Below are 24,510 nucleotides of genomic sequence, written 5' to 3' on the forward strand. Positions count from 1 at the left end.
GGCCCGCGGCCTCGCGGGACATGGGTTCTTGCACGCCCGCCCCCCCGCCGGTAGGGTGGCCGCGGCCGGCGGTGTGCGGTAGCCTTCGCGGCCAGGGCGGGGCGCGGGTGCCTGCCTGCTGATGGAGACCATGGCACTTTCAACCACCGAACGATTCATCGCGACCTGCCTGCATGGCTGCGTGCGCGCCTGCTGCAAGAGAACGCAGGCACCGTTGTGCGGCGCAGGGCTGGTGCCTGGTGCAGCCGTACCTCCATCGGCCCGTGGCCGGGGGCTGGAGTGCGTCGGCAAGCTGGGCAGCCGTCCTGTGCGGGCCGGTGCGCTGAAGGCGTGGCCAAGCGGCACGCCGCTGTTGCCGTACCAGGACGCGCGGTGTCCGTGGCACGCCACGCCGGTGCATAGTGCGCACATCACAGGAGTCGATCCCTATGGCATACATCTGCGCGAGCTGCGGCAAGGACCACGATGAACTCTCGCCCTACATGATGTGGCGGCTGCCGGACCCGGCCCTCGAGCGTGAGCATGAACTCGTGTTCGACGACGACTTCACCTGCCGCATCGGCGACGAGCAGTACTTCATCAGCTGTGAGCTGGAGGTCCCGTTCAAGGCCGATGACCTCAAGCCGCTGGGTTTCATCTGCTGGGCCCGCGTGGACCGCGAAACATACGACCGCTACCGCGGCTATCGCGAGCACGAGGACACGCTGGCGGAATACGCCGAACTGGTGCCGGGCACGTTGGCCAATCCCATCCCCTGCGTGCCCGGCTCCTCTGGCACGGCCGTGGGCCTCAAGGTGCTGGCCGGCGACCCCACGCCCTACATTCGCTGGGTGGATCCTGGCTCGGCCGTGGCGCACCTTCTGGCCCGGGGCGCAACGGTCGGGTATTGGCACGAGGCCATGGGCGCGGGCTGAGGATGTGGGCTGAGAATGTGGGCTGAGAATGTGGGCTGGGGGCGCGGCGGGGTTCTTGGTGAAATCAAAAACCATAGCGGCTAGCGCTTTGTGCATGAGGGCTGGAGGCCAAAAAGGCTGGAAATCCAGGGTTTCCGGCCCCTGTGCTGCTCCTCCCTTCAGGTGCTCCCCCGCACGGTCAACTCAAAGCCCAGGTCGACCGAGTTCCGCTCGGGCGCCTCGCCGCGCATCAGCGCAAGCAGCATGCGCGCACTGGCCTCGCCGATGGCCGAGCGTGGCGTGCGCACCGTGGTCAGCGGCGGCAGCATCTGGTCGCTGCCGGCCAGATCGTTGAAGCCCGCGATGGCGACCTGGCCGGGCACCTGCAGGCCCAGCCGCTGCGCTGCCAGCAGGCCGCCCTGCGCCAGGTCGTCGTTGCAGAAGAACACGGCATCGACACCCGGGCGGGTGCGCAGCAGTTCCTCCAGCAGTTCTCCGCCCAGCCGCATGGACGAGGGCTGGGGGCTGAGCAGTTCCAGCTTCGGGTCGTACAGGCCCGCTTCCTTCAGGCAGCGGCGGTAGCCTTCGGCGCGCTGCATGGTGCGGGGGTCGAGCTGGGCCGCGACAAACGCCACGCGGCGACGGCCCCGGGCCAGCAGATGGGCCGTCATGCCGTGGCCCCCGTCCTGCTGCGAAAAGCCCACGCAGTACACGCCGGGCGCGGAGGTCATCTCCATCAGGTGCACGCACGGCACGCCACTGGCGGCGATCATCTGGCGCGATGCCTCGGTGCGGTCGAAGCCGGTGACCAGCAGCCCCGCCGGGCGGTGGGCCAGGTAGGTGCGCAGCAGCTGCTCTTCTTCCTGCGGGTCGTAGTGGGTCACGCCGATCAGCGCCTGGTAGCCGTGGGGGAACAGCGCGCGGTGCACGGCCTCCAGCACGTCGACGAACAGGGCGTTGGACAGCAGGGGGACGAGCACGGGCACCTGCACGCTGCGCTGGGAGGCGAGGGCCCTGGCGGCGGGGTCGGGCACGTAGCCCAGCCGCTGGGCGGCGTCTTTCACGCGCTGCACCAGTTCCTGCGCCACGCCGCGCTCGCCGCGCAGCGCGCGGGAGGCGGTGATGGGGCTGACCTCGGCGGCCTGGGCCACGTCGCTCAGTGTCATGCGGCCGCTGGAGCGGCGCCTTGTCTCGGGTTTGTTCAAGGGTTAACCCTCATTGGGGTGCGGATCGATGTGGTTAGGATAGCGCTGTCCAAACGATGGGACAAGGCATTGAGGCCCATTTTGGACGAAGTTGCAAAAGTTGCCACGGTTATTGCGGCATCCAGCCAGGGTGCCTTTTTTATGGATCAATTGGATAGCGCTACCAACATGAGTGTTTTGCCGTCAACGGTTTTTCTGGTGGTCATGGGCGTGGCGGGGTGCGGCAAGTCGAGCCTGGGCTCGGCCCTGGCGCAAGCCGAGGGCCTGCCGCTGATCGAGGGAGACGACCACCACAGCCCGGCGAGCCGTGAAAAGATGCGCCAGGGCATCGCGCTGACCGATGCAGACCGCGAGGGGTGGCTCGCCACGCTCGGGCAGCTGCTGCAGGCGCAGCCCCATGGCGCGGTCCTGACGTGCTCCGCGCTCAAGAAGTCCTACCGGGACCGCCTGCGCGATGCCTGCCCGGGGCTGCGGTTCGTTTTCCTGGAGATCGACCGTGCCAGCGCGGGCCAGCGCGTGGCCGACCGTGCCGGGACCCATTTCTTTTCCAGCGCGCTGGTGGACAGCCAGTTCGCCACGCTCGAGTCGCCCGTGGGCGAGGCGGGCGTGCTGCGGCTGGATGCACTGGCCGCCCTGGCCGTTCTTCAACAGCAGGCCTCGGCCTGGATCGCCGCCACGGAGGCCGCATGACCACCCCGGAAGACTCCACCCCCGTGCGGCCCAGCCGGTACGTCGCCGCCTCCCAGGTGCTCATGGCCGCCTGCCTGGCCGTGATGGCCGTGGCCGTGTTCGTGAATGTGGTGCTGCGCTACGGCTTTGGCAGTGGCGTCGTGGCGAGCGAAGAACTCTCGCGCCTGCTTTTCGTGTGGATGGTTTTCATTGGCGCCGCGGCGGCCTACCCCGCCGGCGAGCACATGGCCTTCACCAGCCTGGCGGGCCTGCTCGCCAAGCGTCCCCTGGCATTTGGCGCGCTCACGGCGTTGATCCGGCTGCTGGTGATCGCGGCCTGCGCGATGCTGGCCTGGGGCGCCTGGCACCAGGTGATCGTCGGCATGGACAGCCATTCCGTGGTGCTGGGCTACCCGGCGGCCCTGTTGCCGCTGCCCGCCTTCCTGTGCGCTGTCGCCATCGGCGTCATGGCGCTGATCGAATTGATTCAACGCAAGCCGCTGGACCTGGGTCACGGCGCCGAGGTGGAGTAACCGATGATGTCCCTGGGACCCGAAGCGCAGGCTTTTATTGTTTTCTCCGTGGGCATGCTGGTGCTCATGGGCACAGGCATGAACATGGGCCTGGCCCTCGTGCTCACGGGCGCGGGCATGGCGTGGGTGCTCGACTTCTGGGATGCGCAGCTGCTGGCCCAGAACCTGGTGGCGGGGGTGGACAGCTTTCCGCTGCTGGCCGTGCCGTTCTTCATCCTGGCTGGCGAGCTGATGAATTCGGGCGGCATCAGCCGCCGCATCATCGACATGGCGCAGGCCTGGGTCGGGCACATCCGGGGCGGCCTGGGCTACGTGGCCATCGGCGCGGCAGTGCTCATGGCCAGCATGAGCGGCTCCGCGCTGGCCGATACGGCCGCGCTGGCCACCATCCTCTTGCCCATGATGCGCCAGCAGGGCTACCCGATGAACACGTCGGCCGGGCTGATCGCCTCGGGCGGCATCATCGCGCCCATCATCCCGCCCTCCATGCCGTTCGTCATCTACGGCGTGACGACCAACACCTCGATCTCTGCGCTGTTCGTCTCCGGCATCGTGCCGGGCCTGATGATGGGCGCGGGCCTCATCTTCGCCTGGCGCTGGGTGCTGCGCGGCATGGACCTGCCGCAGGGCGAACCCTTGCCCGTCAAGGACCGCCTGCGCGCCACGGTGCGTGCCTTCTGGGCCATGCTGATGCCCCTGATCATCATCGGCGGCATGAAGTCGGGCGTCTTCACGCCCACCGAGGCCGCCGTGGTGGCCGCGTTCTACGCGCTGGTGGTGGCGCTGTTCGTCCACCGCGAAATGAAGATCGCGGAAATCTACGGCGTGCTGGTGCGTGCGGCCAAGACCACCTCCATCGTGATGTTCCTCTGCGCGGGCGCCCAGGTGGCCAGCTACATGATCACGCTGGCCGACCTGCCCAATGTGCTGACCAGCTGGCTGGGCCCGCTGGTGGAGAACCCCCGCCTCCTGATGGCGGTGATGATGATCGTGCTGGTGCTGATCGGCACGGCGCTCGACCTCACGCCCACCATCCTGATCTTCGCGCCCGTGATGCTGCCCATCGCCGTGAAGGCGGGCATCGACCCGGTGTATTTCGGCCTGATGTTCGTGCTCAACGGCGCGATCGGCCTCATCACGCCGCCGGTGGGCACGGTGCTCAACGTGGTGGCCGGGGTGGGGCGGATATCGATGCACAGCGTGATCAAGGGCGTGAACCCGTTCCTCTTCACCTACGTGCTGATCCTGGCCTTGCTGGTCGCCTTTCCACAGATCGTCACCGCCCCCGTGGTGTGGCTGCGCTGACCGCCCGTTTCCTCCCCTCTTTTTTCCTTTCCCACCCGCTAATGGAGACAACCATGAAAACTTTCCGCCGCACCCTTCTGGCCGCCTTGTCGGTGGCCGCCCTTGCCTGCTCGTTCCAGGCCGCCGCGCAGGACTTCAAGCCGCGCATCATCCGGTTTGGCTACGGCCTCAACGAAGTGTCCAACCAGGGGCGTGCCACCAAGCTGTTCGCCGAAGAGGTCGAAAAGGCCTCGGGCGGCAAGATGAAGGTGCGCGCCATCGGCGCCGCCGCCCTGGGCTCGGACGTGCAGATGCAGCAGGCGCTGGTCGGCGGTGCGCAGGAGATGATGGTGGGCTCCACCGCCACGCTGGTGGGCATCACCAAGGAAATGGCGATCTGGGACACCCCCTTTCTGTTCAACAACGCGAAGGAGGCCGACGTGGTGCTGGACGGCCCCGTGGGCCAGAAGGTGATGGACAAGCTGCAGGAAAAGGGCCTCGTGGGCCTCGTGTACTGGGAGAACGGCTTTCGCAACCTGACCAACAGCAAGCGCCCGGTCACCAAGCTGGAGGACATGAATGGCATCAAGCTGCGCGTGATGCAGAACAACGTGTTCCTCGACAGCTTCAAGACCCTGGGAGCCAATGCTGTTCCACTGCCGTTCTCGGAACTGTTCACCGCCCTCGAGACCAACACGGTGGACGGCCAGGAGAACCCCTACAACACCATCCTGTCGAGCAAGTTCTACGAGGTGCAGAAGTACCTCACGGTGACCAACCACGTCTACAGCCCCTGGATCGTGCTGGTCAGCAAGAAGTACTGGGACGGCCTCAACAAGGCCGAGCAGAAGGTGCTGCTCGATGCCGCGAGGAAGAGCCGCGACTTCGAGCGCCAGGATACGCGCGCCGAGGCCGACAAGGCGCTGGCCGACCTCAAGGCCAAGGGCATGCAGGTCAACGAACTGTCGCCCGCAGAAGCCAACCGCATGCGCGAGAAACTGGGGGCGGTCAACACCAGCATTGCCGCCAACGTGGGCGAGGCGCTGTGGAAGGACGTGCAGGGCGCCGTGGCGCAGGCGCGTGGGAGCAAATAAGCCTGGGTGAGACGCGGCTGCCGCAACGCCATTGCGGCTCCCAAAGACAAAAGGCCGAGCCCCCGAAAGGGGCCTCGGCCTTTTTGCATTTGCATTTGCAACTGCCTGCCCGCACCGCCTTGCGGCGCGGGCCGGGCGGATTACAGGGAGCCGATTTCGCCGGACGAGATCTTGCCAGTGCGCAGGGCGTCTGCAGCTTGGGCATTCACCGCGTTGCGGTCAGCGGTGGAGGTGTAGACCAAGGCACGCGAACCGACGGGGATGGCACCGCTGGTTTGGGGCACTGCCGAGGCTTCGGCTTGCACTTCGGCACGGGTGCGGTTCGTTTCGAACTTCGTGGCGAACTGCGAAGCATCGACTTCGTCGGCCTGTGCACCGAAAGAAGCGAAAGCGGCCACGGCGGCGATGGAGAGGAAGCGTGCGGTCTTGTTCATGGTGAAACTCCGGTGAAATTCAAAAAAATGAGGGCGATGTACTTGGAAATACGCAGCAGGAGGGGGCCTGGATTCAGCGAATCAAACGCTGATCAACCACGCTCGCCCGAAGGGATCTGGCCGGTGCGCACGGCATCGGCGGCCTGGGCACGCACGGCGGCGCGGTCGGCGGTGGATTGATACGTCACCACACGCGAACCTGCGGGCTCGATGGAGCGGGTCTGGGCCACTGTGGCGGCTTCGGCGGCCACTTCGGCGCGGGTGCGGTTCGTCTCGAACTTCGTGGCGAACTGCGAGGCATCGGCCTCGTCGGCCTGGGCACCGAAAGAAGCGAAAGCAGCCACGGCGGCGATGGAGAGGAAGCGGGCGGTCTTGTTCATGATGAAATCCTTCAGGAAGAAAAAAGCGTCTCAGAAAAACCGGGACAAAAACCATTTCTGAACCGGGTTCGGTGAGTCGCCTTGCGGGTTCGGCTCATCGATGGGATGAACTGTACGCCGCGGTGGTACAAAGAAAAACTACTCGGTCGCAAACTAACTGTTCCAGTTTTGGAAACAATCCAGACGCCTGTCTTTCTGCCTGCGGCCCGAGGGCCGGTAGCCAGTCGCAAGCGATCGTGGTGGCAGGAGAGGTGGGCGGTGAATCCTTTCGAAAGCGCGTTGGACATGGGCTGTATCGTGCCGGGCGGCGCGGCATGCGTCGTCTCAGCGCGGTTTCGGTTCTTTTCGGTTTGTTTCGGGTTCTCCCGAATGCAACAAGTTCGAAACATGTGCATCGAGTCCGTGGGGAACGCGCCAAAGGTGTGGTGAATGGCACTTGCGCGGGTTGCATCGGCAAGGCTTATGGGCTGAAATCACTCTGTACCTGTTTCAGCCATCACGAGGGAGGTTCCAATGACCGTAGTCGCCAAGATTCTTCAATCCAAACCCGATGCCACCGTGCATACCATCGGGCCCGCCACTTCGGTGTTCGATGCGCTCAAGCTCATGGCGGACAAGGGCATCGGTGCGTTGATCGTGACCGAAGGCGCCGACATCGTGGGCATCTTCACCGAGCGGGACTACGCGCGAAAAATCGCGCTCATGGGGCGCACGTCCTCGGTCACCCAGGTGCGGGACGTGATGACGACCGCCGTGCTGTTCGTGCGGCCCGACCACACCAGCGAGCAGTGCATGCAGCTGATGACCGGCAACCGGCTGCGCCACCTGCCCGTGGTGGACGACAGCAGCAAGCTCGTGGGCATGATTTCCATCGGTGACCTGGTCAAGGACATCATTTCCGAGCAGAAATTCATCATCGAGCAGCTGGAGCAGTACATCACCGGGGCGCGCTGAGACAGAGACAGAGGCCGAAGCGGCAAGGGCCCTGGCCTTGTGGCCAGAGCCCTTGCATTCCCGTGGGGGGGGCCGCCCGATTGCGGCATCCGGGGGCCCGCCGTCAGGCCGCCTTCTCCACATGCGCCTGCCGCGTGTACAGAAAGTCGATCACCGCCTTGCGGCACTGCACGTAGCGCGGGTCCTCGGCCAGCTCCACGCGGCGGCGGGGGCGGGGCAGGTCGACGGCCAGCACCTCGCCAATGGTGGCGGCGGGGCCGTTGGTCATCATCACGATCTTGTCGGACAGCAGCACGGCCTCGTCCACGTCGTGGGTGACCATGACCACGGTGCTTTGCGTGCGCGCCACGATCTCCAGCAGCTCGTCCTGCAGCTTGGCGCGGGTCAGGGCATCGAGCGCGCCGAAGGGCTCGTCCATCAACAGCACCTGGGGTTCCATGCTCAGCGCACGGGCGATGCCCACGCGCTGCTTCATGCCGCCCGAGATCTCGCCGGGGCGCTTTTGCCCGGCGTGCGTGAGGCCCACCAGCGCCAGCGCCGCATCGGTGCGGGCCCTGAGCTGGGCCTTCGTTTCCTTGCCGCCAAACACGCGTTCCACGGCGAGGTAGATGTTGTCAAAGCAGGTGAGCCAGGGCAGCAGCGAGTGGTTCTGGAACACCACGGCGCGCTCCGGCCCCGGGCCCCTGATCTCCTTGTTGGCGCACAGCAGCGCGCCGTTGGTGGGCGTGGTCAGCCCCGCGATCAGGTTCAGCAGGGTGGACTTGCCGCAGCCCGAGTGGCCGATCAGCGCGACGAACTCGCCCTTGGCGATCGTGAGGTTGATGTCGCGCAGCGCCGGGAACAGGCCCTTGGCGGTCTTGAAGGTCTGCTCCACGCCATGGACTTCGATGAACTTGGTGGTGAGAGAGGTGTGCATGAGGAACTCCGGGTTGTTTCGAGGACCGCCGCGGCACCGGCTTGGCCGGGCCACTGGGGGGCACCTGAGGGGATGACGCGCCGCAGGCGCGGCTCAGGGGTGGGTCAGGTTTTGACCTCTTCGAAGGTGAACGCAGTGGCCAGCTTGATGAGCGCGAACTCCAGCACCAGCCCGACGATGCCGATCACGAAGATCGCGATGATGATGTTCTTGACGTTGAGGTTGTTCCACTCGTCCCACACCCAGAACCCGATGCCCACGCCGCCAGTCAGCATCTCGGCCGCCACGATCACGAGCCACGCGGTGCCCACGGCCAGGCGCACGCCGGTCAGCATGTAGGGCAGCACGGCGGGGAAGAGGATCTTGGTGGCGATCTTCCACTCCGAGAGGTTGAGCACGCGGGCCACGTTCATGTAGTCCTGCGGCACACGCTGCACGCCCACGGCGGTGTTGATGATCATGGGCCAGATGGAGCAGATGAAGATCGTCCAGATGGCGGCCGGGTTGGCACCCTTGAACACCAGGAGGCCGATCGGCAGCCAGGCCAATGGAGACACCGGGCGCAGCAGGCTGATGAGCGGGTTGAACATGCGCGACAGGAAGTTGAAGCGCCCGATCACGAAGCCCGCCGGAATGCCCACCAGCGCCGCCATGCCAAAGCCCACGGCCACGCGTTCGAGCGACATCAGCACGTTCCAGCCCACGCCCTGGTCGTTGGGACCGTTGCGGTAGAACGGGTTGCTGAAGATTTCCAGCGCCTGCTTCCAGGTTTCCACCGGGCCGGGAATGCTGTTGCCCGTGGTGGCTGACACCACGGCCCACAGACCCACCAGCAAGCCCAGGCCACACAGCGGCGGCAGCACCGCCATCCAGAAGCCGCGCGACAGCGCCGCCCAGTCGCGACCGGTGGGGGCTGCAGATGCCGTGGGCGCAGGGCTTGCCGCCATTGCCGTTTTTGACTGCTTTTGGCTTCTGGCGCTTGCGGGCGAAGCGCTGCTAGCTACATTATTCATAGCGTTCTGTGCAACCACGGGGGCTGCATCCAGCGGGGAGTGAAAGACGGCACTGACCATGGTGTTCTCCTGTGCAGGGTGGACGGGGCAGGGCGCTTACGCCTTGATCTTGAAGCTGTCGGCGTACTTGGCGGGGTCCTTGCCGTCCCACACCACGCCGTCCATGAACTTGCTCGTACGCATTTCGCTCTTGGGCAGCGGCGTCTTGGAAGCGGCGGCCGCCTGCTTGTAGACGTCGATGCGGTTCACGGCCTTGGCCACGTTCAGGTAGTCGGGGTGGTCCTTGACCAGGCCCCAGCGCTTGTGCTGCGTGAGGAACCACATGCCGTCCGTGAGGTAGGGGAAGTTCACCGTGCCCTCGTTGAAGAACTTCATGTGGTTGGGGTCGTCCCAGGTCTTGCCCATGCCGTCCTGGTAGCGGCCCAGGATGCGCTGGTTGATGGCATCGACGCCCGTGTTCACGTAGGCCTTGCCGGCAATGGTCTCGGCCATCTTGTTCTTGTTGGCCAGGCCTTCGTCGATCCACTTGCTGGCCTCCAGGATGGCGGCCGTCACGGCACGGGCCGTGTTGGGGTACTTCTGCACGAATTCGGACGTGGTGCCCAGCACCTTCTCGGGGTGGTCCTTCCAGATGTCCTGCGTGGTCGTGGCCGTCACGCCGATGCCGTCCATGATGGCGCGGTGGTTCCAGGGCTCGCCCACGCAGAAGCCGTCCATGTTGCCCACGCGCATGTTGGCCACCATCTGTGGCGGGGGCACGGTGATGACCTTGGCATCCTTCATCGGGTTGATGCCGTTGGCCGCCAGCCAGTAGTACAGCCACATGGCGTGTGTGCCGGTGGGGAAGGTCTGTGCGAAGGTGTACTCGCGCTTCTCGCTGGCCATCAGCTTGGCCAGGCCCGCGCCATTGACGGCGCCCTTGTCGGCGAGCTTCTTGGACAGCGTGATGGCCTGCCCGTTGTGGTTCAGGTTCATCAGCACGGCCATGTCCTTCTTGGGCCCGGCCAGGCCCAGGTGCACGCCGTAGACCAGGCCGTACAGCACGTGGGCGAAGTCGAGTTCGCCGTTGACCAGCTTGTCGCGCACACCGGCCCAGGAGGCTTCCTTGGTGGGGATGATGGTCACGCCGTACTTCTTGTCGATGCCGAGCACCGAGGCCATCACCACGCTGGCGCAGTCGGTCAGCGGGATGAAGCCGATCTTGACTTCCTTCTTCTCCGGCGCGTCCGAGCCCTGGGCGTGCACCAGCGCACGCAGCGCGGGGCTGACGCCGACGGCGCCCACGGTGGCGGCCTGCAGCACGGTGCGGCGGTTGAGGCTGGTTTTGAGCAGATCGGTCATGGGGCACTTCCTCATAGCGTTGAAAACAAAAAAGGCGTCCTCCCGAGCAGCCTGCATACATGCAGCACCGGTCGGTGAGGGACGCCTCTGTCCATGGCGATACCCGATGAAGGGCTCGCCCAGCACCGGCCCGCCTTTGGGCCCGTGCTGTGTGGGGGTGAGACCGCCATTGGTCTCGCAGGGGTTAATGCAAGTGGCGTGCCAGGCCTTGCCGCACGGGCTCCGCATCAGTTCGGCGCATGGTTTGCTATTGAATTAATAGCTGCTTGCGCAAATGAATCAAGCGCTGGGGGCCTTTTTGACCTGCAAACGCGCGGAGGTGGTGCGCGCGGTGAATGCCGCACTGCCTTTGTGCGGCGCACCATCCGGGAGAAGCCGGTGGACCTGGGCGTGGCCCAGGCCGGGGATGCCGGGGAAGGACCGCTGCGCAGCGAGGGGATCGTCCCCTTTCCCGAGTCGGGCGGCGATTCGAGAGGAGGGGCCAGGGGCCGCGGTTCCAAGACTGCCTGCGCAGTCTGGACGTCCCCGAGAGCGGGCGGCCTCTGGTGGCTGCACCGATGCGCGCAGCGCCTCAGGAGGATGTCGCCTGTTTACCCGAGCAGGTCCATCACGTCGAGCATGCGCTGGGCCACATCCACGAGCTTGAGGCCCTTGTCCATGGCGGTCTTGCGCAGTTTCTCGTACGCGGCCTGCTCGGTCAGGCCCTGGCGCTGCATGAGCAGGCCCTTGGCGCGGTCGATGGTCTTGCGGTCCTTGAGCTCGGTCTTGGCATCGGCGAGCTCGGCGCGCAGCGCCTGCTCGTGCTGGAAGCGCGCCATCGCCACGTCCAGGATGGGGCGGATGCGCTGGGGCGCGAGGCCGGCCACGATGTAGGCCGACACGCCCGCGGCCACCGCGTCCTTGACGTGCGAGGTGTCCTCGTCGTTGGTGAACATCACGATGGGGCGGCGTTCGTCGCGCGTGGCCACCACCACGTGTTCCAGCGCGTCGCGGGCCTCGCTCTCGGCGTCCACGATGATCAGGTCGGGCTGCAGCTGGGCGATCCGCTCGCTCAGGAACACATCCGCGGGCAGCGTGGCGATCAGGTTGAAATTGTTCTCCAGCAGCCCGATGCGCAGCGCCCGCGAACGCTCCGCCTGCAGCACGGCGTGTTCGTCGTCGGGGTCGGCAATGGCCAGGTCCGGGGCCACCACCACGATGCGCAGAGACTCGTTCATACCCCGGAGCATAAGCAATTTTTACGCCACAAATTGGTGCGCCGAAGTAGTGCGCCCCGGGCAGGTGCCGGGTTCCGGCAAGGGCCTTGCCTTGCAGGGTCTGAAACTTGCTAATAGTTTGCCGATTGGCAGGGCATACCCGATAGCGCCTTTCCTCCGTCGTCGCATATACATCTGGTCACATTGACATATTGATGAGGATTCCGCATGAACAAGCATATTGACCGGCGCCGTTTCGCCGCCGGGCTGGCCTTGACCACCGCCGCGTCCATGGCGCTGCTGCTCCTGTCCGGGTGCGGCAAGGTGCCCGACACCATCAAGATCGGCGTGGCGCAGCCCTTGAGCGGCCCCCTGGGCGCCCTCGGGCAGGACTTGCTCAATGGCGTGAACCTGGCCGTGGCCGAACTGAACAAGGGCGGCTACACCGTGGACGGCAAGCGGGTGACGCTGGAGGTGGTGGCGGTGGACGACAAGGCCGACGCGGCCACCGGCAAGACGGTGGCCCAGCAGCTGGTGGATGCCGGCGTGGTGGCCGTCATCGGGCACCTGAATTCGGGCGTGAGCATCGAGACCGCGCCCATCTACGCGGCCAAGGACATCGCGCAGATCGCCATCTCCACCAACCCCAAGTTCACGCAGCTGGGTTTTTCCACCACCTTCCGCATGGTGGGCAATGACACGCTGCAGGCGCGCGCCATCGGCTCGTTTGCCGCCACCCAGCTGGGCGCCGCGCGCTATGCCGCGCTGGACGATGGCACGCCCTACGGCAAGGGCCTGGCCGACGGGGCCGCCGCGCAGCTCAAGGCCGAGAAGAAGGAAGTCGTGGTGCGCAAGTCCTTCGACGACAAGACCACGGCATTCGACGAACTGGCCGGCGAACTCAAGGCCGCGAAGGTGGAGGTGATCGTCTCCACCCTCAATGACTTCCAGGCGCTGGCGCTGCTGGAAGCACTGCGCAAGGTGGGGCACACCAAGGTGAGCCTGCTGGGCGGCGACACCATCAAGACCACCGACATGACCAAGGGGGCCGGCATCGTCGAGGGCGTCTATGCCACCTCGCCCGTGCTGGAAGCCAAGGAGTTTTCCACGGGCAAGCCCTTCCTGGAAAAGTACATCGATGCCTACAAGAAGCCGCCCGCGTACGGCGGGCACTACAGCTACGACAGCATGTACGTGCTGTCGGCGGCCATCCAGAAGGCCAAGTCCGCGGACCCCAAGGACATCACCAAGGCCATGCACGGCATCAACGGCTACGCGCCCGTGATCGGCACGATGACCTGGGATGACAAGGGCGAGCAGCGCTACGGCGCGGTGGGCGTGTACGAACTGCGCAGCGGCAGCTGGGAGCTGCGCATGCGCTCGGACCGCTGGTAGGCGCGGCCTGCGACCCTGGGGATGCACGACCCCTGCCGGCCACCGCCGGCAGGGGTTTTTGCATCAGGCCCCTCGCGAGCCCGGGTTTTACACTCGGGGCATGAGTCTGTTGATCCTCGGAATTGAATCCTCGTGCGACGAGACCGGCGTGGCGCTGGTGCGCTCCACGGGCGATGCCGTTCCCACCCTGCTGTCCCACGCCCTGCACAGCCAGATCGAGATGCACCAGGCCTATGGTGGCGTGGTGCCCGAGCTGGCCAGCCGCGACCACATCCGCCGCGTGCTGCCGCTGGCCACGCAAGTGTTGACCGAGTCCGGCCAGACGCTGGCGGACGTGGACGTGGTCGCTTACACGCGCGGCCCGGGCCTGGCGGGTGCCCTGCTGGTGGGGGCCGGCGTGGCCTGCGCGCTGGGCGCGGCGCTGGACAAGCCGGTGCTGGGCGTGCACCACCTGGAGGGGCACCTGCTCTCGCCCTTCCTGAGCGCGGACCCGCCCGAGTTCCCCTTCGTGGCCCTGCTGGTCTCCGGCGGCCACACCCAGCTCATGCGGGTGGACGGCGTGGGCCGCTACGAGATCCTGGGCGAGACCATCGACGACGCGGCGGGTGAGGCCTTCGACAAGTCGGCCAAGCTCATGGGCCTGGGCTACCCGGGAGGGCCGGCGCTGTCACGCCTGGCCGAGCAGGGCGATCCGGCGGCCTTCAAGCTGCCGCGCCCGCTGCTGCACAGCGGCAATCTCGACTTCTCCTTTGCCGGGCTCAAGACCGCCGTGCTGACCCAGGCCAAGAAACTGGGCGACGGGCTGGAAGCGCGCAAGGCCGACCTGGCGGCCAGCACCGAGGCCGCCATCGTCGAGGTGCTGGTGAAAAAGACGCTGGCGGCGCTCAAGCAGACCGGCCTCAAGCGCGTGGTGGTGGCCGGTGGTGTGGGCGCGAACCGGCATCTGCGGGCGCAGCTCAATGCCGCCTGCGCGGCGGCCAGGGTACGGGTGCACTACCCCGAATTGCACCTGTGCACCGACAACGGGGCCATGATCGCCATGGCGGCGGCAATGCGGCTGCAGGCGGGGCAGCAGGAGGCGAACACCGACTATGCGTTTGATGTGAAGCCGCGGTGGCCGCTGGATTCCATCGTGCCAGTCGGCTGAAATGGGCTGGTCATTCCAGCCCCTTCGACAAAACTATCCTGCAGAACCGCGCTGTTGCCTGCGCAGTCCCATCCAACCCAGGATGGCAGCCAGTGCAGCCAGTGCCCACGGGTTGTTGACCGGGATGCTGGTGGGGTCAGAGCCCAGTGCCGGAGCCAGCGGATCGCGGATACGCCCTGCGGCAATGTCTGAATCACCTATGCCGTTGTCAGTGATGCTGTACGTCACTGTGCGGCGGTCCGGGCTGAGCGCTGCCTCGGTCCATAAGAACCAGGTGGAGGTCTGTGCTCCTGCCGTAGCCGGTCCGAACTTCCAGAACTGCACGCCTTCAGGCAACGGAGTCGGGTACGTGATGGAGATGGTGACGCTGCCGGTGCAGCCGGTGGCGAGGAACTCGAACGCGCCATGAGGCAAGGTGCGGTTGGCGGGGGCCGTAGAAGGCACCGTGAATGCAGAGCTGGAATCCAGCGTACAGCTTGCGCCTCCGCCAGCGAGGGTGACTGAGCCGGCGCCTGACATGCCAGGTACCGCGCCGGTCACCGTCGAAAGTGTTGGTGTGACCACATTGCTGATGCCTGCGGCGGAAGGCCCCTTGTTGTTGGTAGCCACGACGCGGAAGCTGTACGCCGATCCGTTGGTGAGGCCAGAGACCGTGCAGCCGAGCGCACCCGAGGTCGTACACGTTTTGCTGCCGTCTTGCACCGCTGTGACCGTGTAGCCGGAGATGGCGCTGCCGCCATCGTGGGATGGTACTTGCCAGTTCACGGTCGCTTGCCCGTTGCCAGCCGTGACGCTGACGTTCTGGGGCGCGCCAGGCACATTGGCCTCGACCTGGATGGAGTAGGACTGCGAACCCGAACAGCCGCTGGCGTCCGCGACTGTCACTGTGAAGTTGAAGGTTCCAGTGGCCGTTGGCGTGCCGGAGATGGTGCCACTACCACCCAGCGTCAACCCGGGGGGCAAAGCACCAGCAGTCACCGCATAGCTTGGCGCTCCCAGTGCACCCGTCTGTGAAAGGGGGGTGCTATAGGCCTGACCCCAGACAGCCGGGGCCAGCGCGCCCCCCGGTGTCATCGTGAATGCCGGGCACACATAGGGTGTGTACACCGTGTTGTCGATACCGATGTAGTCGGAATTCGTTCCGAGAGCACCGGCCGAGGTGACGAAATAGCGAAACGCCATGCGTCCAGAGGTGGGGGCTGGAAGTCCCGAGATAGTGATGGTGTATTGCGTCCACGTCTGGGGATAGCCGCCGGCCACCAGCGTTGGATTGACGCTGAGCAGCAGCGCCGTGAAGTCCCCCACGGCGGTGGCGCCTGATCCCACATTTGTGCTTGCGCCATTGGTGCTCAGCCGGACTTCCAGCCGATCGGGATAGTCGGTCCCCGTGGGTTTTCTTGTGAAGAAGGTCAGCACATCCCCATTGCGCAGCGTCCGGTTTGGCATCGCGAGCCAGTTGCTGATGGTGCCGGTGCTGCCGGTGTTGTTGTAGTTGGCGCCAATGTATGCATTGGCTGCGCCGCTATACGCGTTGAAGGGGCCGGGGGTTGGCGTCGCTGTGGTTGCTGTCCCCTGGAACCAGCTGGTTGAGCCGGCCGGGGTGCTGTTGTTCTGCATGAACCATCCATTGCCCGTGAGCAACGTGATGTTGTCAAAATCTTCTGTGAATGCCTGGGCCCAGGCCTGGCTGGAAAAACCAACCACAAAGAGAATCATTGTGGCAATACGAAAACAAATCCTGCTCATGTCTGGCTGTCCGCTGTAGTGATTGACAACGCTGATGCGTGTCCGCTCCCGTGGGAGGCACATTTGCGGCGGTTCGTTTGTCGCGCCATTCATGCTGGACAGCACATTGCGCGAATCTAGTGTGCTGTCACCGCTCAAGCCACATGTTCACGAAATCGGATTTTCACACTCGGTACCGCACTGCAAGTCCTCGATACCGCTGCGGTGGTCACTGAGGGGGGCGCCTGCTTTTTTGAGAATGAAGCCATCGACTTCGTTGCATGCAGCTATTTCCGGGCCGGCGCACTAGCCGATGAATGCTGAAACAATCGCTAACAACCTTATGGGGTGGGCTACCAGCTGTCAAGAAAAAAAGCGCAGGCATCGGCGATGCCCGCGGGGTTGTGCGACGGGCGCTGATTTCTGTGCACCTTTCCCAGAAACCTTTGAATACGCCTCTCAAGCTCGGACGCAGGAGGGTGAATGGCGGCTTGACCGACATTGACCAGGCGCACGGCATTCAGGTGGACGCTGATACCCGTCCACCGTATATGGGGGCCGTTTCAACGCCCTCAAAATGGATAGTGCCTCGGGGTTGTCTGCACCGTGATCCAGCGCAGCTCCGTGAACTCCCGCACCCCCGCCATCCCCCCAAACCGCCCGTACCCCGAACTCTTCACCCCACCGAACGGCATCTGCCCCTCGTCATGCACCGTCGGCCCGTTGATGTGACAGATCCCCGACTCGATGCGCGCCGCGACGTTCCACGCCTTGGCCACATCGCGGCTGAACACGGCGGATGACAGGCCGAACTCGTTGTCGTTGGCGCAGGCAATGGCTTCTTCCACGCCATTCACGCGCACCACGGGCTTGACGGGGCCGAACGACTCCTCGCGGTAGATGTCCATCTCGGCCGTCACGTGGTCGAGCACGGTGGCCTGCATCAGCGTGCTGTCGCTCTTGCCGCCGCACACCAGCGTGGCGCCCTTGGCCAGCGCGTCGTCGATGAGCGCGTTGCAGCGGTGCACCGTGGCCATGTCCACCACCGAGCCGAGCACCCCCGGGCCCTTGCGTGGGTCGCCCAGGGGCAGGGCCTTGGCGCGCTCGCCGAGCTTGGCCACGAACGCGTCGGCCACGGCGTTGTCCACGATGATGCGTTCGGTGGACATGCAGATCTGGCCCGAGTTGGCGAACGATCCGAACACGGTGCCTGCCACGGCGGCATCCACATCCGCATCGTCCAGCACCAGCAGCGGGGCCTTGCCGCCCAGCTCCAGCACCACGGGCTTGAGGTACTTGGCACACGTCTGCGCGATGATGCGGCCCACCTTGGTGGAGCCCGTGAAGTTCACGCGGCGCACGGCCGGGTGGGCCACGATGGCCTCGACCACGGCACCGGCATCGGCGGGTGCGTTGGTCACGAAGTTCACCACGCCCGGGGGCAGGCCGGCTTCCTGCAGCGCCTCAATGATCAGGCCGTGCGTGGCGGGGCTCAGCTCCGATCCCTTGAGGATCACCGTGTTGCCACACGCCAGCGGCGTGGCAATGGCGCGCACCCCCAGGATGATGGGCGCGTTCCACGGCGCGATGCCCAGCACCACGCCTGCGGCCTGGCGCACGCCCATGGCCAGGCTGCCGGGCACGTCCGACGGAATCACCTCACCGGCGATCTGCGTGGTCAGGGCCGCAGCCTCCTGCAGCAGTCCCGCCGCCAGGTGCACGTTGAAGCCGGCCCACAGGCCCGATGCGCCGGTCTCTGCGGCCATGGCGGCAGCAAAGGCGTCGCCCTTGGCTTCGAGTGCGTGCGCCGCCTTGAGCAGCAGCGCGCGGCGCGCATTGGGGCCCAGGGCCGACCAGGCCGGGAAGGCCTTGGCGGCTGCGTCTGCTGCGGCCTTGGCATCGGCCACGGTGGCGGCGGGCGCGGTGGTGGCCACGGAGCCGTCGAGCGGGTTGCGGCGCTCGAAAGTCGCGCCGCCGGCGGCCTGCACGCGCTCGCCGTTGATCAGCATGGAAATGGCAGTCATTGAATGTCTCCTGGATGAATAGGAAGGAAAAGTCGATGGGGATGGGGTGCGGGACGTTCAGGCAACGCCCAGGTAGGCCTGGCGCACGGCGTCGGACTGCAGCAGCGTGGCGGCATCGCCCGAGGCCACGATGCGCCCGCGCTCCAGCACATAGCCGCGCTGGACCACCTGCAGCGCCTTGCGCACGTTCTGCTCCACCATGAGCACGGTGACGCCCTGCGCCGCGATGCGCTGCACGATGGCCAGCAGTTCGTCCACCATGCGCGGTGCCAGCCCCAGCGAGGGCTCGTCCAGCATCAAGAGGCGCGGGCCGCTCATCATGGCGCGGGCCACGGCCACCATCTGCTGCTCGCCACCGCTCATGGTGCCGGCCAATTGATGGGCGCGTTCCTTGAGGCGCGGGAAGTCCTCGAAGGCCTGGGCCAGGCGCTCGGCGCGCACCCGCGAGGGCACCAGCCAGCCGCCGAGTTCCAGGTTCTCGGTCACCGTCATCTGAGGGAACAGCTGGCGGCCCTCGGCCACCAGGGCCAGGCCGCGCTGCACGCAGGCCGTCGCATTGAGGGCCGGCACAGCCTGGCCGTCGAGCTGCACCGTGCCCTGGCGCGGCAGCAGGCCGGCCAGGGCCTTGAGCAGCGTGGTCTTGCCGGCGCCGTTGGGGCCGACGATCACCGTGATGCCGGGCTGGGCTTCGAGCGACAAGTCCTGCAGCACCTGAAATCCGTTGTAGCCCGTGGTCAGGCCCTGTACTGTGAGGTGTGCGCCGCTCATGCCGTGGCTCCTTCGGGCGTTGCCTGTGTGCCCATCTCATCGCCCAGGTAGGCCTCGATCACCTCCGGGTTGCGCACCACCTCGGCGGGCGTGCCATCGGCGATCTTGCGGCCCTGGTGCAGCACCAGCACGCGCTCCACGTACTTGAGCAGCGTGGTCACCGCATGCTCGATCCACACCACAGTGAGGCCCCAGTCGTCGCGCAGGCGGCGGATGCGCTGGGCCATGGCGTCCACCTCGGCCTCGGTCAGGCCAGCGGCCACCTCGTCGAGCAGCAGCAGGCGAGGGCGCGTCCCCAGGGCCATGCCGATCTCCAGCAGGCGCTGCTGCGAAGGCGTCACGTCGGCTGCGGGTCGGTCTGCCAGGGCCGACAGGCCCAGCATGGCCAGGATCTCGTCCTCATTGCGCAGGCCCACGGGCCCCTGGCGGTGGCGGCCCGCGAACTGCATGCCGAAGCGCACGTTGTCGCGCACGCTCATGTCGGGGAACACGCGCGGCGTCTGGAAGGTGCGCGCGATGCCGTGGGCCGCATAGTGGTGCGGCCCCTTGCCGGTCAGGTCGTCGCCCCCGCAGTGCAACGTGCCCGAGGTCGGTGGCTGCACGCCCGAGATCGCGTTGAAGAACGTGGTCTTGCCCGCGCCGTTGGGGCCGATGATGCCGATCAGCTCGCCTGCGTGCAGGCTGGCGCTCACGCCGTCCACGGCGGTGAGGCCACCAAAGCGCACGGTCACGGCGTCGATGGTCAACAGGGCTTCAGCCATGGTGTGCCTCCACCGCAGGCTTGCGCCGCTGCCACAGCGTGGCCAGGCCATTGGGCAGGTACATCACGCACAGGATGAGCAGCAGGCCCAGCACCATCATGTAGCCGTAGGGTAGCTGCAGGCGCAGCGTCTCGGCCAGCAGGCTGAAGACGATGGCCGCGAGCACCGGGCCGCCGATGCTGGCCGCGCCGCCGATCAGCGCGATCAGCACCGTCTGGAAGCCGATGAAGGGGCTGAACACTGCCGCCGGTTCGATGTAGGTCCAGCGCACCGCCATGGCCGCGCCCACGGCACCCGCAAACGCGGCGGTGATGCCGAAGCCCGCGATCTTGGCCAGGCGCGTGTCCACGCCCAGCGTCTGCGCGCGCTGCTCGTCGGCGCCGATGCCCGAGAGCGCCAGGCCGAAGCGGCTGCGCTTTACCGCAATCGATGTGGCAATGGCGGCCGCCGCGATCAGCAGCACCGTGAGGTACACCGTCTCGTTGCTGGGCACCACCGTGAGCACGCGACCGACGGTGCCCGACACCTGCTTTTCGACAAAGGTCACCGCATGGCGGATCAGTTCCGTCATGCCGAAGGTCAGCACGGCGAAGTAGGTGCCGCGCAGGTGCAGCACGGCAGCACCCATCACGACGGCCACCACGGCGGCGATCAGCGCGCCGGCCACGATCACCAGCGGCCAGGGCAGGCTGCCGAGCAGCGTGGCGCTGGCATACGCCCCGATGCCGAAGAAGGCAGAGGTGGCGAGCGAGAGATAGCGCGTGGCACCGCAGAACAGCGACCAGCTCGTGGCCAGCGCGATGTACATCAGGCAGCTGAGCAGCACCGAGGCCATGAACTCGGAGACCAGCCAGGGCAGGGTGCCGACTACGGCCGTGCCCACGGCGAGCGCGAGCCAGGGCTTGTTGGAATGGAGCTTCATTTTTTACTGAATAGACCGTTGGGGCGCCAGATCAACACGCCGATGAAGACTGCGTAGCTCAGCAGCATCTTGAGAGAGGGGCTGCTGAAGTGCATGCCCAGGGCCTCGACCACACCCAACAGCAGGCCCCCAGCCAGGCTGCCCGCCAGGCTGCCGAAGCCGCCCAGCGTGATCACGATCAGCGCGGTCACTGTGTAGGGCTCGCCCATGGAGGGCGAGATCTCGTAGGTCATCGACAGCAGCGCCCCCGCCACACCCGACAGGCCCAGGCCAATGCCGAACATCATCGGGTGCAGGCGCCGGGTGTTGATGCCCACCAGCTGCGCGCCCGTGGGCGACTGCATCAGCGCCCGCACGGCCTTGCCCAGCAAGGTGAGCTTGAGGAGCGCGATCAGCGCGGCCGACAGCGCCAGTGCCACGCCGAACAGCACCAGCTTGTTCTCGGTGAAGCGCATGCCCGCCACCTGCACCGGGTCGGCCAGGTACTCGTAGCCGCGCAGGTCGCCGCCCCAGATCAAGAGGGCGGTGTTCTGCACCAGGAACATCAGGCCGAAGCCCACCATCAGGCTGCGTGCCTCGAACACGTCCACGTTGGGTGCGCGCGCCGCCAGGCGCTTGAAGCACAGCGCATGCACCGCCACCCCCAGCACGAACAGCGCGATGAAGGCGATGGGCATCAGCAGCAACGGCGACCACCCCCAGGCAGTGTGCGCCCACCAGGTGAGGAAGGCGCCGAGCATCAGGAACTCGCCATGCGAGATGTTCATGATGCGCATCAGCCCGTACTGCAGGTTCAGGCCCATGGCCACCAGCGCGTAGATGCCGCCGGTAATGAGGCCGCTGGCGACCAGTTCGGCCCAGGAGGTCAAAGACACTGTGTTATTTCCAGGCTGGTTTTGCGGTGTTCAGCTGCGCCGTGGCGCGGTCCTTGGGCCAGACCACTTCGAAATCGCTGCCCTGCCACTGGCTCACGGTGCCGGGGATGGACGCGTTCTCGCTGTCTGCAAAGCGGATGCCGCCCAGGATGGTCTTGAACTCGTTCTTGGCGATGTGCTCGCGCAGCGCCTTGCGGTCCAGGCCCACCTTCTCCACGGCCTGCTGCAGGATCTGCAGGCCCGCCCAGGCATGGCCGCTGGCCCAGCGGTCGGGCTCCTTGCTGAACTTCTTCACGTGGGCGTCGAAGTAGGCCTTGGCCTCGGGGCTGGTCTTCACGCTCCACGATCCCATGCCGATCACGCCTTCGGTGTTGGCCTGCATCACGTTCTTGTACAGCTGGAAGGCGGTGCCCACCGAGGCGTAGAAGAACTTGGGGTTCAGCCCCACCTCGCGCGCCTGGCGGCTGGCCAGGATGGTGTCGGGCGGGTAGGTGATGCCGATGAAGGCATCGGGGTTCAGGTCCTTGATGCCGCGCAGCACGGGCGCCAGGTCCTTCACGCCCAGCGGGTAGCTCTTGCGCTCCACCACCTGGATGCTGGTCTTCTTGAGCGCGCTGTTCAGCGCCGCGAAGTTTTCCAGGCCGAACAGGTCGTCCATGTAGACGATGGCCACAGACTTCACGCCGTTGGCCACCAGCATGTCCACCAGCGCGCCCATCATCTTGTCGGGCTGCTGCAGCAGCGAGAAGAAGTAGGGCAGGTTCATGTCGATCAGCTTGCGCGACAGGGCGGTGGGCGCCAGCAGCGGGTAGCCAAAGCGGTTGGCCAGCGGCGCGATGGCGAAGTTGGCGCCCGAGCCCCAGGGCGGCAGGATCAGGTCCACCTTGTCGCTGCCCATGAGTTTTTCAAACGTGCGCACGCAGGTCTCGGTCTCGCTGCGGTCGTCGTAGCCGATGAGCTCGATGGGGCGCTTGGCGCCCTTGATGCTCAGGCCGCCGGCGGCGTTCACCTGTTCAGCCCACAGCAGGTAGTTGGGCTCCTGGCTGACCTGGGCGCCCGCGGCCCAAGGACCCGTGCGGGCAATCGCGTAGCCGATGCGCACGGGGCCGCTGCCATTGCCTTGGGCCAGCAGCTGCGGCGCCACGGCCAGCGCGCCCACGGTGGCGGCGGCCCCCTTGATCCATTGGCGCTTGGAGGGTTGGGACGGTGAATGCGTTGTCATTGTGTGTCTCCTCGGATGGGAGGCCCGCGCAGCGCAGGCCGTACCCGGATCGTAGGAAGACGCCGCCCGGTACGCTGGGCTGAGCGTGCACGAAAGCCTTGTCCCAGCGTGCACGGCGCAGGGGGTTTACCCGGATTTCCGTGCCCGCCGCAGGAATAGCGGCGCGGCCGATAATCCCGCTCAGACAGGCGGCACCGTCTGCATGACGACTGGAGACACCCATGGCCCACCCTCTGACCGAGGTATCGACCGACACCGTGCCACCGCGCGACCGCCTGCACCTGTGGGGCGATGCGGTGTGGCGCCTCATTGGCGGGCTGGAGTCCGATGCCTTCGGCGACGAGGCCTTCGCGGGCCACATCACGTCGGGCCAGGCGGGCTACGTCAACCTGTGCCAGCTCGACGTGAGCCGCCACCGCGTGGTGCGCACCCCCAGCCTCATCCGCAGCAGCGACCGGGCCTACATCAAGGTGGTGGCCCAGCTCGAAGGGCGCGCGTGCTTCGAGCAGAACGGCCGCCAGGTGTGGCTGTCGCCCGGCGAATGGAGCGTGTACGACACCACGCGCGCCTACGCGGTGAGCAACCCGGAGGCCGTGCGCCAGATGGTGCTGATGATCCCCAAGGAACAACTGCCCGAGCGCAAGCTCAAGCTCGACGACCTGATGGTGCAGCGGTTTTCAGGCACCACGGGTGTGTCGCGCCTGGCGTGGGACACCATGCGCGCGGCGTTCATCGAACTGCCCAGCATGTCCGATGCCGCTGCCGACGGCGTGGCCGACGTGATCACGCACCTGGTGCAGCTGTCGCTGCTGGAGCGCAACGGCCAGCACAGCGCCGTGTCGCAGCGCGAAGCCCTGCGCGACCGCATCGGCCAGTTCATCGACCGGCACCTGGGCGACCCCGAACTCACCATCGACCGCATGGCCCAGGCGCTCAACTGCAGCAAGCGCCACCTCTACAACGCGGTGGCCGACGACGAGGAAACGCTGGCCGCCATGATCCAGCGGCGGCGGCTGGAAGCCTGCCTGCGCGACCTGCGCAGCAGTGCGCAGGCACAGCGGTCGGTGACGGACATCGCGCTGTCCTGGGGCTTTGCGAGCAGTGCGCATTTCAGCCGCGTGTTCCGCGCACAGGTGGGATGCAGCCCCAGCGAGTACCGCGTGCGTGCACGGGTTCCGGCACTGCCACACTGAGTGCGCTTTCGGGGCACTGCGCAGGTCTGTCGGCAGGTCGTTTCATAAGAAAAAACGCCTCTACCGCTTGCGGTAAGGGCGCTTTAAGCTATTGAATCAATAGCATTCGTGCGGGGGCTGGTGGCCCGCCCTGAGCGGGCGGGCCACCGTGCAAGCGCAGCCGTTTACTGAATGCTCAGCTGCGTGGCCCGGCTCACGGGCTCCAGGCGGGCCAGCGTGAGGGTCAGCACGCCGTTTTCCAGCCTGGCGCTGCTGTTGGCCACGTCGATTTCAGTGGCCAGCTCCCAGGCGCGCTGCACCTGGCGGGGCGCGCCTTCCACGCTGTGCAGGCGGACCTGGTTGCCTTCGATCTGAATGGACAGCTGCTCGCGCGCCAGGCCGGGCACATCGAGCTGCAAGGTGGTGGTCTTCTCGTCCTGGGTCACGCTCACGCCAGCGGAGCCGGCAGGGGCGGCATTGGCAAAGCTGCCCAGCAAAAAGCGCTGCAGCGCCAGGTCTGCGGAGCGGGGTGCGTTGAAGGCGGAACGGCGGGCGACGGGGGCGAAGATCATGGAAGGTACTCCTAT

24 protein-coding genes are annotated in these 24,510 nt (G+C 66.3%); 9 read left to right on the plus strand and 15 right to left on the minus strand.

Translation table 11 applies throughout. The features are described 5' to 3' along the window. The first annotated feature begins 428 nt into the window (after positions 1 to 428). On the plus strand, positions 429 to 914 hold the full coding sequence (locus AC1RVY_RS07345; RefSeq protein ID WP_492806010.1) for a DUF2199 domain-containing protein: 486 nt from the start codon (positions 429 to 431) through the stop codon (positions 912 to 914). Positions 915 to 1,072: 158 nt separating this feature from the next. Here the strand turns inward: AC1RVY_RS07345 and gntR are convergent, their stop codons facing one another. Beyond that, the gene (gene gntR / locus AC1RVY_RS07350) at positions 1,073 to 2,098 is read right to left on the minus strand and encodes an HTH-type transcriptional regulator GntR (RefSeq protein WP_492245540.1); all 1,026 of its coding nucleotides are present in this window, start codon (positions 2,096 to 2,098) and stop codon (positions 1,073 to 1,075) included. Positions 2,099 to 2,302: 204 nt separating this feature from the next. Between gntR and AC1RVY_RS07355 the strand changes: the two genes are divergently transcribed. Genes AC1RVY_RS07355 through AC1RVY_RS07370 form a run of 4 tightly spaced genes read left to right on the plus strand, consistent with a single transcriptional unit; the run spans position 2,303 to position 5,678 of the window. Next, on the plus strand, positions 2,303 to 2,788 hold the full coding sequence (locus AC1RVY_RS07355; protein WP_218294444.1) for a gluconokinase: 486 nt from the start codon (positions 2,303 to 2,305) through the stop codon (positions 2,786 to 2,788). Further along, positions 2,785 to 3,300 (plus strand): TRAP transporter small permease subunit, encoded by a 516-nt coding sequence (locus tag AC1RVY_RS07360; RefSeq protein ID WP_218293873.1) that lies wholly within the window; start codon positions 2,785 to 2,787, stop codon positions 3,298 to 3,300. Before AC1RVY_RS07355 ends, AC1RVY_RS07360 begins: the two co-directional genes overlap by 4 nt. Positions 3,301 to 3,306: 6 nt before the next feature. Beyond that, entirely contained in the window at positions 3,307 to 4,605 is a 1,299-nt protein-coding gene (locus AC1RVY_RS07365; RefSeq protein WP_218293874.1) for a TRAP transporter large permease, read from the plus strand. Between the two features lie 53 nt (positions 4,606 to 4,658). Then, on the plus strand, positions 4,659 to 5,678 hold the full coding sequence (locus AC1RVY_RS07370; protein ID WP_492806012.1) for a TRAP transporter substrate-binding protein: 1,020 nt from the start codon (positions 4,659 to 4,661) through the stop codon (positions 5,676 to 5,678). 140 nt (positions 5,679 to 5,818) lie between these two features. Here the strand turns inward: AC1RVY_RS07370 and AC1RVY_RS07375 are convergent, their stop codons facing one another. Beyond that, entirely contained in the window at positions 5,819 to 6,112 is a 294-nt protein-coding gene (locus AC1RVY_RS07375) for a DUF4148 domain-containing protein (protein WP_218293876.1), read from the minus strand. Positions 6,113 to 6,204: 92 nt separating this feature from the next. Beyond that, on the minus strand, positions 6,205 to 6,492 hold the full coding sequence (locus AC1RVY_RS07380; RefSeq protein ID WP_218293877.1) for a DUF4148 domain-containing protein: 288 nt from the start codon (positions 6,490 to 6,492) through the stop codon (positions 6,205 to 6,207). A gap of 513 nt (positions 6,493 to 7,005) precedes the next feature. Between AC1RVY_RS07380 and AC1RVY_RS07385 the strand changes: the two genes are divergently transcribed. Further along, a complete protein-coding gene (locus AC1RVY_RS07385; protein WP_218293878.1) occupies positions 7,006 to 7,446 on the plus strand; it encodes a CBS domain-containing protein in 441 nt (146 codons plus the stop codon). Positions 7,447 to 7,549: 103 nt separating this feature from the next. Here AC1RVY_RS07385 and AC1RVY_RS07390 read toward each other — a convergent pair whose 3' ends face one another. The 4 genes from AC1RVY_RS07390 to AC1RVY_RS07405 all read right to left on the minus strand — a co-directional run bounded on the left by AC1RVY_RS07390 (position 7,550) and on the right by AC1RVY_RS07405 (position 11,933). Next, entirely contained in the window at positions 7,550 to 8,362 is an 813-nt protein-coding gene (locus AC1RVY_RS07390) for an ABC transporter ATP-binding protein (protein WP_369641895.1), read from the minus strand. 104 nt (positions 8,363 to 8,466) lie between these two features. Further along, positions 8,467 to 9,435: a nitrate ABC transporter permease gene (ntrB, locus tag AC1RVY_RS07395; protein WP_492806015.1), complete on the minus strand. Its 969-nt coding sequence runs from the start codon at positions 9,433 to 9,435 to the stop codon at positions 8,467 to 8,469. A 36-nt stretch (positions 9,436 to 9,471) separates the two neighbouring features. Continuing rightward, entirely contained in the window at positions 9,472 to 10,716 is a 1,245-nt protein-coding gene (locus AC1RVY_RS07400) for a CmpA/NrtA family ABC transporter substrate-binding protein (RefSeq protein ID WP_218340636.1), read from the minus strand. 590 nt (positions 10,717 to 11,306) lie between these two features. Beyond that, complete coding sequence (locus tag AC1RVY_RS07405) at positions 11,307 to 11,933, minus strand: ANTAR domain-containing response regulator (RefSeq protein ID WP_218293883.1); 627 nt, start codon at positions 11,931 to 11,933, stop codon at positions 11,307 to 11,309. A 207-nt stretch (positions 11,934 to 12,140) separates the two neighbouring features. Between AC1RVY_RS07405 and AC1RVY_RS07410 the strand changes: the two genes are divergently transcribed. Beyond that, positions 12,141 to 13,307 carry a branched-chain amino acid ABC transporter substrate-binding protein gene (locus AC1RVY_RS07410; RefSeq protein WP_218293884.1) on the plus strand — a complete coding sequence of 389 codons (1,167 nt, stop codon included), beginning with the start codon at positions 12,141 to 12,143 and terminating at the stop codon, positions 13,305 to 13,307. 100 nt (positions 13,308 to 13,407) lie between these two features. Beyond that, a complete protein-coding gene (gene tsaD, locus AC1RVY_RS07415; protein ID WP_369641897.1) occupies positions 13,408 to 14,454 on the plus strand; it encodes a tRNA (adenosine(37)-N6)-threonylcarbamoyltransferase complex transferase subunit TsaD in 1,047 nt (348 codons plus the stop codon). Positions 14,455 to 14,487: 33 nt separating this feature from the next. Here tsaD and AC1RVY_RS07420 read toward each other — a convergent pair whose 3' ends face one another. The 7 genes from AC1RVY_RS07420 to AC1RVY_RS07450 all read right to left on the minus strand — a co-directional run bounded on the left by AC1RVY_RS07420 (position 14,488) and on the right by AC1RVY_RS07450 (position 22,751). Further along, positions 14,488 to 16,200 carry an IPTL-CTERM sorting domain-containing protein gene (locus AC1RVY_RS07420; RefSeq protein ID WP_492806018.1) on the minus strand — a complete coding sequence of 571 codons (1,713 nt, stop codon included), beginning with the start codon at positions 16,198 to 16,200 and terminating at the stop codon, positions 14,488 to 14,490. Between the two features lie 551 nt (positions 16,201 to 16,751). Next, positions 16,752 to 18,203 carry an aldehyde dehydrogenase gene (locus AC1RVY_RS07425; RefSeq protein ID WP_492806019.1) on the minus strand — a complete coding sequence of 484 codons (1,452 nt, stop codon included), beginning with the start codon at positions 18,201 to 18,203 and terminating at the stop codon, positions 16,752 to 16,754. A 57-nt stretch (positions 18,204 to 18,260) separates the two neighbouring features. Continuing rightward, positions 18,261 to 18,971 carry an ABC transporter ATP-binding protein gene (locus AC1RVY_RS07430; protein WP_492806021.1) on the minus strand — a complete coding sequence of 237 codons (711 nt, stop codon included), beginning with the start codon at positions 18,969 to 18,971 and terminating at the stop codon, positions 18,261 to 18,263. Beyond that, the gene (locus AC1RVY_RS07435) at positions 18,968 to 19,732 is read right to left on the minus strand and encodes an ABC transporter ATP-binding protein (RefSeq protein ID WP_492806023.1); all 765 of its coding nucleotides are present in this window, start codon (positions 19,730 to 19,732) and stop codon (positions 18,968 to 18,970) included. The genes AC1RVY_RS07430 and AC1RVY_RS07435 overlap by 4 nt, the downstream gene beginning before the upstream one ends. Next, positions 19,725 to 20,654 (minus strand): branched-chain amino acid ABC transporter permease, encoded by a 930-nt coding sequence (locus tag AC1RVY_RS07440; RefSeq protein ID WP_492806025.1) that lies wholly within the window; start codon positions 20,652 to 20,654, stop codon positions 19,725 to 19,727. The genes AC1RVY_RS07435 and AC1RVY_RS07440 overlap by 8 nt, the downstream gene beginning before the upstream one ends. Next, entirely contained in the window at positions 20,651 to 21,529 is an 879-nt protein-coding gene (locus AC1RVY_RS07445; RefSeq protein WP_057270748.1) for a branched-chain amino acid ABC transporter permease, read from the minus strand. Before AC1RVY_RS07445 ends, AC1RVY_RS07440 begins: the two co-directional genes overlap by 4 nt. A 4-nt stretch (positions 21,530 to 21,533) precedes the next feature. Then, positions 21,534 to 22,751 carry an amino acid ABC transporter substrate-binding protein gene (locus tag AC1RVY_RS07450; RefSeq protein ID WP_492806027.1) on the minus strand — a complete coding sequence of 406 codons (1,218 nt, stop codon included), beginning with the start codon at positions 22,749 to 22,751 and terminating at the stop codon, positions 21,534 to 21,536. Positions 22,752 to 22,972: 221 nt separating this feature from the next. Here AC1RVY_RS07450 and AC1RVY_RS07455 point away from each other — a divergent pair, with 221 nt between their 5' ends. Further along, on the plus strand, positions 22,973 to 23,944 hold the full coding sequence (locus tag AC1RVY_RS07455) for an AraC-like ligand-binding domain-containing protein (RefSeq protein ID WP_492806028.1): 972 nt from the start codon (positions 22,973 to 22,975) through the stop codon (positions 23,942 to 23,944). A 164-nt stretch (positions 23,945 to 24,108) separates the two neighbouring features. Here AC1RVY_RS07455 and AC1RVY_RS07460 read toward each other — a convergent pair whose 3' ends face one another. Further along, positions 24,109 to 24,495 carry an Hsp20/alpha crystallin family protein gene (locus tag AC1RVY_RS07460; RefSeq protein ID WP_218386102.1) on the minus strand — a complete coding sequence of 129 codons (387 nt, stop codon included), beginning with the start codon at positions 24,493 to 24,495 and terminating at the stop codon, positions 24,109 to 24,111. Between the last annotated feature and the right edge of the window lie 15 nt (positions 24,496 to 24,510).

The organism is Acidovorax sp. GW821-FHT11A03 (assembly GCF_058809075.1).

What these genes read in the sequence shown, in the direction of transcription:
- AC1RVY_RS07460 (WP_218386102.1), bottom strand. Translation starts at nt 24,495, where the DNA reads ATGATCTTCGCCCCCGTCGCCCGCCGTTCCGCCTTCAACGCACCCCGC.
- AC1RVY_RS07430 (WP_492806021.1), bottom strand. Translation starts at nt 18,971, where the DNA reads ATGAGCGGCGCACACCTCACAGTACAGGGCCTGACCACGGGCTACAAC.
- AC1RVY_RS07435 (WP_492806023.1), bottom strand. Translation starts at nt 19,732, where the DNA reads ATGGCTGAAGCCCTGTTGACCATCGACGCCGTGACCGTGCGCTTTGGT.
- AC1RVY_RS07410 (WP_218293884.1), top strand. Translation starts at nt 12,141, where the DNA reads ATGAACAAGCATATTGACCGGCGCCGTTTCGCCGCCGGGCTGGCCTTG.
- AC1RVY_RS07355 (WP_218294444.1), top strand. Translation starts at nt 2,303, where the DNA reads ATGGGCGTGGCGGGGTGCGGCAAGTCGAGCCTGGGCTCGGCCCTGGCG.
- AC1RVY_RS07425 (WP_492806019.1), bottom strand. Translation starts at nt 18,203, where the DNA reads ATGACTGCCATTTCCATGCTGATCAACGGCGAGCGCGTGCAGGCCGCC.
- tsaD (WP_369641897.1), top strand. Translation starts at nt 13,408, where the DNA reads ATGAGTCTGTTGATCCTCGGAATTGAATCCTCGTGCGACGAGACCGGC.
- AC1RVY_RS07375 (WP_218293876.1), bottom strand. Translation starts at nt 6,112, where the DNA reads ATGAACAAGACCGCACGCTTCCTCTCCATCGCCGCCGTGGCCGCTTTC.
- AC1RVY_RS07400 (WP_218340636.1), bottom strand. Translation starts at nt 10,716, where the DNA reads ATGACCGATCTGCTCAAAACCAGCCTCAACCGCCGCACCGTGCTGCAG.
- AC1RVY_RS07455 (WP_492806028.1), top strand. Translation starts at nt 22,973, where the DNA reads ATGGCCCACCCTCTGACCGAGGTATCGACCGACACCGTGCCACCGCGC.
- AC1RVY_RS07420 (WP_492806018.1), bottom strand. Translation starts at nt 16,200, where the DNA reads ATGAGCAGGATTTGTTTTCGTATTGCCACAATGATTCTCTTTGTGGTT.
- AC1RVY_RS07385 (WP_218293878.1), top strand. Translation starts at nt 7,006, where the DNA reads ATGACCGTAGTCGCCAAGATTCTTCAATCCAAACCCGATGCCACCGTG.
- AC1RVY_RS07450 (WP_492806027.1), bottom strand. Translation starts at nt 22,751, where the DNA reads ATGACAACGCATTCACCGTCCCAACCCTCCAAGCGCCAATGGATCAAG.
- AC1RVY_RS07370 (WP_492806012.1), top strand. Translation starts at nt 4,659, where the DNA reads ATGAAAACTTTCCGCCGCACCCTTCTGGCCGCCTTGTCGGTGGCCGCC.
- AC1RVY_RS07360 (WP_218293873.1), top strand. Translation starts at nt 2,785, where the DNA reads ATGACCACCCCGGAAGACTCCACCCCCGTGCGGCCCAGCCGGTACGTC.
- AC1RVY_RS07380 (WP_218293877.1), bottom strand. Translation starts at nt 6,492, where the DNA reads ATGAACAAGACCGCCCGCTTCCTCTCCATCGCCGCCGTGGCTGCTTTC.
- ntrB (WP_492806015.1), bottom strand. Translation starts at nt 9,435, where the DNA reads ATGGTCAGTGCCGTCTTTCACTCCCCGCTGGATGCAGCCCCCGTGGTT.
- AC1RVY_RS07345 (WP_492806010.1), top strand. Translation starts at nt 429, where the DNA reads ATGGCATACATCTGCGCGAGCTGCGGCAAGGACCACGATGAACTCTCG.
- AC1RVY_RS07365 (WP_218293874.1), top strand. Translation starts at nt 3,307, where the DNA reads ATGTCCCTGGGACCCGAAGCGCAGGCTTTTATTGTTTTCTCCGTGGGC.
- AC1RVY_RS07390 (WP_369641895.1), bottom strand. Translation starts at nt 8,362, where the DNA reads ATGCACACCTCTCTCACCACCAAGTTCATCGAAGTCCATGGCGTGGAG.
- AC1RVY_RS07405 (WP_218293883.1), bottom strand. Translation starts at nt 11,933, where the DNA reads ATGAACGAGTCTCTGCGCATCGTGGTGGTGGCCCCGGACCTGGCCATT.
- AC1RVY_RS07440 (WP_492806025.1), bottom strand. Translation starts at nt 20,654, where the DNA reads ATGAAGCTCCATTCCAACAAGCCCTGGCTCGCGCTCGCCGTGGGCACG.